At 57.6% G+C, this 8,851-nt stretch carries 6 protein-coding genes and 3 pseudogenes; 3 read left to right on the plus strand and 6 right to left on the minus strand.

Features of this window, described 5'->3' with window-relative positions; genetic code table 11:
* Positions 1-6: 6 nt before the first annotated feature.
* The 5 genes and pseudogenes from AS026_RS00660 to istA form a co-directional block, all read right to left on the minus strand.
* Positions 7-2,112 carry a recombinase family protein gene (locus tag AS026_RS00660; RefSeq protein ID WP_028749699.1) on the minus strand — a complete coding sequence of 702 codons (2,106 nt, stop codon included), beginning with the start codon at positions 2,110-2,112 and terminating at the stop codon, positions 7-9.
* Positions 2,106-2,630 (minus strand): DUF5372 family protein, encoded by a 525-nt coding sequence (locus AS026_RS44345; protein ID WP_160330080.1) that lies wholly within the window; start codon positions 2,628-2,630, stop codon positions 2,106-2,108. The genes AS026_RS00660 and AS026_RS44345 overlap by 7 nt, the downstream gene beginning before the upstream one ends.
* A complete protein-coding gene (locus AS026_RS44350; RefSeq protein ID WP_425349740.1) occupies positions 2,567-2,764 on the minus strand; it encodes a hypothetical protein in 198 nt (65 codons plus the stop codon). Before AS026_RS44350 ends, AS026_RS44345 begins: the two co-directional genes overlap by 64 nt.
* Complete coding sequence (locus tag AS026_RS43915) at positions 2,761-3,009, minus strand: ATP-binding protein (RefSeq protein WP_328285792.1); 249 nt, start codon at positions 3,007-3,009, stop codon at positions 2,761-2,763. The genes AS026_RS44350 and AS026_RS43915 overlap by 4 nt, the downstream gene beginning before the upstream one ends.
* Positions 3,001-3,896: pseudogene (gene istA / locus AS026_RS42845) on the minus strand (IS21 family transposase); the annotation flags it as partial. The pseudogene istA and the gene AS026_RS43915, both read right to left, overlap by 9 nt.
* A 354-nt stretch (positions 3,897-4,250) precedes the next feature.
* Between istA and AS026_RS00680 the strand changes: the two are divergent.
* From AS026_RS00680 to AS026_RS42850, 3 genes and pseudogenes are all read left to right on the plus strand, one after another.
* Positions 4,251-5,543 (plus strand): ATP-grasp domain-containing protein, encoded by a 1,293-nt coding sequence (locus tag AS026_RS00680; RefSeq protein WP_028749553.1) that lies wholly within the window; start codon positions 4,251-4,253, stop codon positions 5,541-5,543.
* A 129-nt stretch (positions 5,544-5,672) separates the two neighbouring features.
* Positions 5,673-6,138: pseudogene (locus AS026_RS38955) on the plus strand (transposase); the annotation flags it as partial.
* A gap of 424 nt (positions 6,139-6,562) precedes the next feature.
* Positions 6,563-6,755, plus strand: a pseudogene (locus tag AS026_RS42850) (IS66 family transposase); the annotation flags it as partial.
* Between the two features lie 25 nt (positions 6,756-6,780).
* On the opposite strand, the gene AS026_RS00695 reads toward AS026_RS42850, so the two are convergent.
* On the minus strand, positions 6,781-8,844 hold the full coding sequence (locus tag AS026_RS00695) for a recombinase family protein (RefSeq protein ID WP_062368335.1): 2,064 nt from the start codon (positions 8,842-8,844) through the stop codon (positions 6,781-6,783).
* Positions 8,845-8,851 lie beyond the last annotated feature (7 nt).

An 8,851-nucleotide genomic window follows, 5' to 3' on the forward strand; every position in this document is an offset into this window, starting at 1 on the left:
ATGATTTCATGATGCCTGTTTCCTCGATCGTCTATTGCGTTGAGCGCGAGCGCGTAGAATGTCGATCTGGTCCTCCATCAGTTCGATCTGCCATGGTTGTCCTTTCACTAGCTGCCGGCCTTGAATCAGGCCTCGTGCCAGGTATTTGAAGATGGTCTGCGGCGTAATGCCAAGAGCTGCAGCAGCTCCTTGAACGGAATAGGTTCCGTCTGGCCACCTGACGGGGTTGGAGCTCGTTCCGTTGATTTTGACGGTTGGAATGCCCCAACGCCTGCGCAAGAGCCAGACATTGTCACCTTTGAAGGCGCAATTCTGTGCGGCACGGAAGCCTTCCGCGTTCAGTACCGACGCAATTTCCTTGTCCATTTTGCCTGCGGCGTTCAGCTCCGTCACGCGCGCTCGTAATTTGTCGATATCGATATAGTCGCCATAGGTATGAACGCGCCTTTGGACAGAGTGCTCGCTCGTCGCTCCCGTTTGCCACAAGATCTTGATCCAGACCTGTCCTTGCAGCCGTTTTTGATCGAGAACGACCTCGCAGATAATGAGGCGTAAGATGCTCTTTCGCTCGGCCGCCGTGGTCAATGGGGCATGCCAGATGCCAGGCAGGTTCTCTCCGAGTGCCAATAACCCGTCGCGATCTGCCTCGCTGAGAACCAGGGGCTCGTCGGACCGCCACCGTTCATAGTCCTGCTCGATGGCCGCGGCCGCGCGCAACTTTTCCTCCCATCCGCGTTCCAGCGAACGGGCCACCAAGCGGTTCTCTGGCTCGACTGCATCATATTGGCGCCGTGCCCTTTCCGCCTCGTAGCGCGCACGTTCGCGCCGCAGAGCCCATTGACGCTCGAGTTGACGGGCCTCCTCTTCCATCTGGCCCAGTGCGGCGACGGCGATAGCAATCCTGTCCGGCGTCAGAGCCTCGAGTAGAATGCTTTCGACGCGTGCATCGACCGGCAGAGCGCGCACCTCCTGGCATAACGGCCCTCCGTCGTGGCCGCGGTCGGCGCGGCATGCGTAGACGGGATAGTTTCCCGCAGGGCCGCTATAGCGCAAACTCATCCGGCGACCGCACCGCCCGCAGACAGCGATGCCCTGCAGCAGCGCGGCGCCCTTGCGCGGCAAGCCCGAATGGCCGGCTTCGTAGCGGTTGATGTTGTTCTCCAATCGCCGTTGGTTCTCCATGAACTGCTCCCAGCCGATGTAACCAGGATGGGCCGCTTCCAAACAGACCTCCCAGTCCGCGATGGGGACCTTAGTCGTCCGCGGACGATAAACGTCCTGGCGAACGCGTCCACCCGTCTGCCGCCGCCGACCATAGACATAGGCCCCAGCATAGCCGGGATTATGGAGAATGCTGAGCACCCGCGGGTTGCTGGCCTCACGCCAAACCACTTCGTGCGGCGCCGGACCACGAAGGGGGCGCATTGGCAACGGCAAATTCTCCTTGCGTAGGTAGCGCATCACTGCCCGCGCGCTTCCTAACTCGCGGAATTTGCTGAAGACCAGGCACAGCCTTGCCTGCACCTCCTCATCGGGGTTGAGGATGATTTGGCCTGAGCGGTCGTAAGCCAATCCGGCGGGAAGGCCAAGGCGCAATTCGCCGCGTGCCGCTTTCTGGCGCTCACCCTGATGCAGGCGTTGCTTGATCTGGTGCAGCTCCGCCTCGCTCATGATGCCGGACAAGCCCAGCAGCAGGCGGTCGTGATAAGCGCACGGATCGTAGAGCCGTTCGCCGTCAGCGATGATGACGCCAAACAATGAGCACAGATCGAGGAGTTGATGCCAGTCGCGGTTGTTACGGGCGAGCCGGGAGGCGTCAAGACTGATGACAAGCCCCGCGTTTCCCAGCCCGATCTCCGCGATTAGCTTCTTGAAGCCCTCTCGCTCGACGCAGCCCGAACCGGATTTGCCGAGATCTTCATCGATGACGTGCACGCGTTCATGTGGCCAGCCAAGAGCGACGGCACGATCGATCAGACGATACTGCAACTCCGTGCTTTCCTGATGATGGCGCACCTGGTTTACGGAAGACTGGCGGACATAGATGTAGGCGAGCTTGCCGCGATGCTCGGCCGTGACGCGCTCGTCCGGGTTATTCGTCGCTCTCAGCATGCCGATCCACCTTTGTCGGCGCGCGTATTGACCGCATCCGCATCAACAGGGGGGCAAGTTTTTGAGCAAGTTGTTTCCGCGTCTCCGGCGGCAGATCGAGCCACGGACGCGGGACTGTCGTGCTCGGGGTAAGAAGCTTTACGAGGGACTGAGACGCTACGCGGTACGGTTTTGATTGCACGTTCATCGCGAATCACCTCCTTGGAACGGGAGGTAACCATGCTGTTCAAATGGTGCATCAATGTGAGCAGGGTTCGAACGCTGATGCGAGGCGCCGACTTCGACTCGCTTCGCGCTTCCGGCGAAGCGGTTACAAGATCGGTTATCGATCGGCGAATTGAACGGCGGCGTCCGTCAGGTAATCGAACGACAACGAATGCCGCACCGCGGCCGGACTGGACCGACACCAGCTCAAGACGCTGACCCGCAAGGCCGTGGCGCGGGTCAATGATAGTCACATGATGCACCACCCCGTCGACAATAGCGGCAGTCTGCGATGCTTGGTTCTCCAAAAACATCTCCCCATTCGGCAAAGCCGCGATTGGATGTGAGGATCATCGCGCCCTTTTTCGTAACGTGCGTTGACGAGCTGGAAGAACAGGTTGCCGCCGCCGGCGATGATCGGGAGATAACCGATCTCGTCAACGATCAAGAGACTGGGCCTGCAGAAGTAGATGCTCTTGCCGGCTTTGACAGCTTCGACGCCGAGCGCGACTCCCGATGGCTTTTGCCGGTTCCCGGCGGCCCGAGGAAATGAATGACCTCGTGGCGGCCAACAAAACCGAGTTGTGCGAGCATGAAGATCCGAACTCTGTCGAGCGATGGTTGAAACGTGAGATCGAAGCCGGTCAGCGTTTTGATAGTCGCCAGGCGTCGCATCCGAAGGGACGCTGCCATTCCGTCTCGAGAGATGCTGAGCTCCAGTCTCAATGCCGATCGGAACGGAGCCAGAGGCAAAGGCCGCAAATGATGGCGCTCTTCTGACGACACGCTGTGTTGTCGCATGCACACGCGGATTGGCGACCGTATCAAGCCAATACCGCAGTGGCTGTTAAGTTCGAGGTTGCGAAACGAGAGTGCCAGGAAGAAGTCTTCCCTTATTTTGCGGAATGGCCGCTCGATAGGCTTTGCAGGCCTTTGGCTGAAAGCCGTAATGGCGGGCAAGATCGAGCAGAGCGCGGTTATAAACAATGCCACCGGTTCCCCTTCGCCGATGACGGCAGTCTTCATTTAGGTCGTAGAGAATCTCGCGTGGAACGCCGCCAATTGCATCGAATGCGGCGACATGGCATCGCAGCACCGTCGGGAGATCCTGATGCAAAGCGAAGCGAGCCCCCTATCAGACGGCTGTGGCCCAACAGCATGGAAAAAGCTAGACGATTCTCGGCGTTGACGGCTCGTCGGTGAAGATGACCTGAAACTGGGCGAAATCCACCTGGGCCTATTCGCCGGGAGCTGTTTCGAACCGAACTTCAAATCCCTGTAATGAGGTAGGGCGAACATCTCTGAGAAAGTCGGTGACCGCAGTGTAGCCACCCACATATCCCCGTCCTTCAGCTCTCGCAGGAGCCGCCGGCCGCTCAGGCCGGGATAGGCAGTAACGCGTTCGCGCAGATATCACCGTCGCCCGCGGCTTGCGTGGCCCGTAAGCAGGCGCTTCGAGACCCCCTCAAATATATTACGAATTGTCTTTCGATCGACGTTGGTCTGTCTGGCGATCGCCGACACCGACAATCCCTGCCGGTGCAAATCTATATCATGACTATTTCCCCAAGTTCGATCACCGACATTCCCCTCTCGACCATCGAGAGCAATATCAATGATGACGCGCCGCCGGTCTTCGAACAATTCAAGCTGTTACAGCTGAGAACGAAAAGCCGAGTGGGCACGACCGACAGAGACGGCTGGTGTGATCGACCGCACGCCTCGCCATTGAACATCGGCCGCTCCCGAACACGGCGTGCACGGTCAGAGCTCAAAAGCGTGCAACAAATCCTTCAAATAAATTCACAAAATCTTTGCGACTGTAGATCGCTGACGATGGTATCTTTACCCCAAGGGTCTGAGGTCAGGCATGAATAAAAGCTTATGCCTTGTGCTCAGACCGCCTCACAGCACGCCACGGAGGATCGATGCCCATGAGAAGTAGAGCGCTCATCATGATTGAAGGCCATAGACGTATTGGCTTCCTATTCATCCAAGCGGCCCAGCGTCTTGGTCTTCACCCGATTACATTGTCGGCTGATCCAGCTCGCTACGACTATCTTGCGGCGGAAAACCTTGAGACCGTTCATGTCGATACTGACAATCTCGATGCGTTGATTCACGAATGTTCCCGGTTGAGCACGACCCATGAAATTGCTGGCATTACAGCCGCTGAGGAGGAGGTCTATGCCACAGTGGGCAAACTTTGCGCGCATTTTGATCTACCAGGGCCGAATGCTGCATCCATTGAACGATGCTGCGACAAATTCGCCCAACGTCAGCTCCTTGCCGAGGCAGGCATTTCAGTACCTACTTATCGCTTAACCGGGAACGCGGCGGAGGTGAAAAGTTCCGCCGCGGAGATCGGGCTGCCGGTGATCGTTAAACCCGCGGTAGGCACCGGCAGCAGCGGTGTACGGTTGTGCCGGAATGTCGATGAGTTAGCCGAACATACGACCTATCTGTTGGGAGGGAAGCATAAATGGACGTCTTCGCCAAGGATACTAGTCGAAGAATTCGCGCACGGCCCATTCTATAGCGTTGACACAATGGAAAAAGAGATAATTGGAGTTTGCACCGCTGACTTCGACCGCCCACCGCATTTCGTCTTTAGTCGTTGCACCTATCCCGCCCCTCTGACTGATGACGAGTATAAATGCATCACCGACGTTTCACTCAGCTGTTTGCAAGCTCTCGGTCTCGGCTGGGGACCAACGACCGTTGAACTCCGATGGACCATCGGCGGCCCAGTGGTAGTTGAAGTCAATCCGCGTCTTGCGGGCGGCACAAACTCTCGACTAATCACGCTGGCCTACGGTGTCGATCTCATCACTGAGCTCATCAAGCTTGTCACTGGCAATAAATGTGATTTGCGCAAAAGGCATTCGCAAACTGCGGGATCGAGACATTTGGTCCCTGAGCAAGACGGCATCCTTGATTGGATTGATGGTGTTAGCCGGGCTGCTGCTGTACCGGGTGTTGCTGAAGTCGGATGTTATGTTAAAGCCAAGACGCCGATCGCAAGGAATTTCGACTACCTAGACTCGATTGGACATGTCATCGCTGCTTCACCTAGCCCAGCTTTGACCGAGGCGACACTTCAACGAGCCGTCGAACTAATCTCCTGGTCAATCACACCGCTTGCCACCCTCGACGAACAGGAACTACTGTCGGCGGGCTCTCATCACTCTGCATCGGGTGACGCGAGCGCGCCAGATAAGAGGTAATCGCTGCCGAAGTTTGGTGCGAGCAAGGGGGAGATAAGTCCCGAGTTCTGATCTGAACCGTTGAAACTGGACGGTTTTTGGTGAGAGTTTTCCGGTGGATTTTCCTGGTTGGGAAGGGAACGGAAGACGATGAAGGCATCGCTGTTTCGGACTCCCGGAAGGTTCATTCTGAAGCAGGGTGATGAAGGTGTGTCGGTCGCGGAGATGTGCCGCAAGACGAGATTAGCAACCGACCTACTTCAATTGGAAGAAAAAGTACGCCGGCCTGTTGCCGCCGGAGATGAAGAAGCTGAAGCAGCTCGAGGACGAGAACGCGCGTTCGAGGAAGATCGTCGCGGACCTAACACTGGACCGCGAGATGTTGCAGGATGTCATTCTGCGAAAGCTCTAAGTCGTGCTCGGAAGCGGTAGGTGGTGAACGGCATGTGCCGCGATTGCATGTGCCTGCGGGGCCCTCGATTTCGATCGGTCGACCTACCACTTTACCTCTCGCCGTCCCAATCAGATCGCTCTGGAACGTCGTATCCGCGAGATTTGCGAGACACGCGTGCGCTACGGGTACCGCCCTGTGCACGTGTTGCTCGAACGCGAAGGTTAGGGCACCAACATCAAGCGAACTTAGCCCGGAGTCTTTTATGTCAGCCGGCATCCCGTTTCCGACATTGCTTCCTTGGCGTGAGTGGGATCTCTCAGGTTCCCCGGCAATCCATCCCGCGACTTTGCGGTGGCCCAAGACCCCGGACGACCCCGACTGCCTCGCCGATATCGGCTAGTCGGGTGCTGCCCCCGGTCCCAACACTCCGAAGGCGTCGTCAAGATCATGATATCGGGGGGCTTACCCCATCGCTTTGTCACCCGCTGTCTACGCTTGACGAATGACGTTGCCGCCATCCATGGCTTCTGGCTGGCGGGCTGCGCCCTTGCCGGACGGGCGTTGAACCCGCTGGATCGCTGCGAACGGTTTCTACTCGCCTCTCACCTCCTTTCTTGTTCATTCCCCGTTCCGGGATTTGCCTGACGCAAGCTGGGCACACGCAAGGCGCGCGCTGGCCGGCCTGGAGACAAATGCACGTCGAAAAGTGCAAGGCAAACGCGCCGCCGTCATCGCCGATCGCGCTCAAGATGGTGCAGATGCGCTGTTCGAGAGCGAACCGCCAGATCAATCGCCGGGCTGCGGATGAGCGAAAAGCAATCCGAGAGGTGTTGCCACGTTGTGTTCATTATGCCAGCCCCATCTTCAAGTGTCTGTAAATGTTAGAATTTGACTTTCCGGCGGCGACTGACACGGGCGCCCTTTCCGCCTCATCGCAGTCGTGACGCCAGGATCGCGAAGATCCGAGGCGTTTATCTGGTACGGAGCGCCCGGGACAACCTGTTGTGCACGCAGTATCCCAGCCGCGATCAGGCTTCGAATGCGATGAGGGGTAACATTGCAAGCCTTGGCGGCTTCGGTTAGCGTCAGCCATTCTCCGTCTTTCTCCGCTGATTTGTAGGCGTGAATTCCACGCACGCGCCGGATCGAGCCCACGCGTTTTGCAGACCAGGTCTTGCCTTGGGCAGTCGGCAGTCCCATCCGGTTCAAGGTCGCAGCAATATGCTCATCAGACCAACGGCTCGCCATACTCTCGATGATGGCCAAGGCATCATCGGACGTGACACATTCGTGCTCGCCTGATTGTGGTTTGCGTAAGCAGAGGGTGGAATGTCGACCACCCTTCCAATGAATCGTCAGCACGATCTCGCAGTCAGCCTCATCGATGTTGACGGTAATGTCGCTTATGAGCGCGCGCACCAATTGCTGGCGTGTTCGCATCGTCACGCCAGAGGCCGACCAGGCTGCATCAAAATCCTCGGCAAGATTTGTGAAATCGGGGGTGGGCGTCGTCGAGTTGTGTATCTTGGTATCTTCTAGTCGAGCCTCATACTCGCCGATACGGCGTAGTGATGCCTCCCAGTTCTTCTCGAGCTGGGCGGCAATCAGGCGGTTATCCGGATCGCACGCCGCGTAGCGTCGCTCGGCGAGGGAAGCTTCGTAACGAGCCTGTTGCAACTCGAGTTCGAGAATGCGCTGTTGTTCCCGTTGGGTTTCCATGTGCGTCCGCTCTGCAACAAGCGCTGCTTGAATTGCAATCGGCTGAACGACCCGCACCAACTCACGCGCAATCGCCGTGTCGACTCGCTGGCCGCCAAAACACATGCACCGTGGTAGTCCGAGAGCCGTCCGGCCGACGCATTGGTAGACAGGATAAGGGTAACGCCCTCGATACGCTACCCTCAACCGATGCCCGCATTGACCGCAGGTCATCAATCCGATCAATAGAGATCGGCCACCTCGCCCAGACTTGGCTCCGTCGCGTTTACCATATGCATTGATGGCGAGTTGCTTCTGATTACGCTCGTATATTCCCCAGTCGATATAACCTTCATGGTGATCCTTCAAAAGGACCTCATACTCGTTGAGTGGCAGAAGGTGACCGTACGTCTTGTGGGGGCGGCCGTCGACGACTTCGGTTCTGCTCTTGCTTTTGCCATAGGCGTAAGCTCCAGCATAAAACGGATTCTTCAACACCGAGATCACATTGCGATAGCGGATCGGCGTCCAGTCGAGCGCCGTCAGTTTCCTGCCATCGGAAGGGCGAGGAAAATGCATCCCTTCGCGATGCAGCGCCAAATGGGTCTGACGAGCGCTTCCCAGTTGGCGAAACCGGCTGAATTTCTGCCGTACAGCCTCCTGCACGCGAGCGTCAGGATCCAGGCCAAGGCCGACCTCGCGATGCCAGATATAGCCAATCGGCACGCCAATACGCAGTTCTCCTCGTCGTGCCTTGGAGCGGACCGCTTCGTGCATGCGAGTTCGCAAAATATTTAACTCGAATTCGCTGATACTCCCCTTCATGCCCAACAATAGCCGGTCATTCGGACGGCAAGGATTGTAAACACCGTCGAGGTCGATCACCCGAGCTTCAACAAGGCCGCACAGTTCTAATAGGTGATGCCAGTCTCGGCCGTTACGGGCGAGACGGGAAGCGTCGAGACAAAGGATGGCGCCTACATTACCAGCACACAACCAAGCCACCAGCTTGTCAAACCCAGGTCGCGCGACGGTCCCGCTCGCCGAACGGCCAAGATCGTCATCTATGACCTCGACATCTCGAAATCCGCGCCGCCGTGCCTCCTCGACAAGTTCATACTGGCGCCGCTGGCTCTCGCGATTGAATTGCACTTGGGCGGGTGTGGACTGACGGACATAAACGACGGCCTTGCGCTTCAACAGCGATGCGGGAAGATCAACGGTCGTCATCGCTGCC

The organism is Rhizobium altiplani (assembly GCF_001542405.1).
Lineage (GTDB): Bacteria > Pseudomonadota > Alphaproteobacteria > Rhizobiales > Rhizobiaceae > Rhizobium > Rhizobium altiplani.

Excerpts from the sequence above, each read along its gene's own strand:
- AS026_RS00660 (WP_028749699.1), bottom strand. The coding sequence starts at position 2,112 with ATGCTGAGAGCGACGAATAACCCGGACGAGCGCGTCACGGCCGAGCAT.
- AS026_RS44345 (WP_160330080.1), bottom strand. The coding sequence starts at position 2,630 with ATGTTTTTGGAGAACCAAGCATCGCAGACTGCCGCTATTGTCGACGGG.
- AS026_RS43915 (WP_328285792.1), bottom strand. The coding sequence starts at position 3,009 with ATGGCAGCGTCCCTTCGGATGCGACGCCTGGCGACTATCAAAACGCTG.
- AS026_RS00680 (WP_028749553.1), top strand. The coding sequence starts at position 4,251 with ATGAGAAGTAGAGCGCTCATCATGATTGAAGGCCATAGACGTATTGGC.
- AS026_RS00695 (WP_062368335.1), bottom strand. The coding sequence starts at position 8,844 with ATGACGACCGTTGATCTTCCCGCATCGCTGTTGAAGCGCAAGGCCGTC.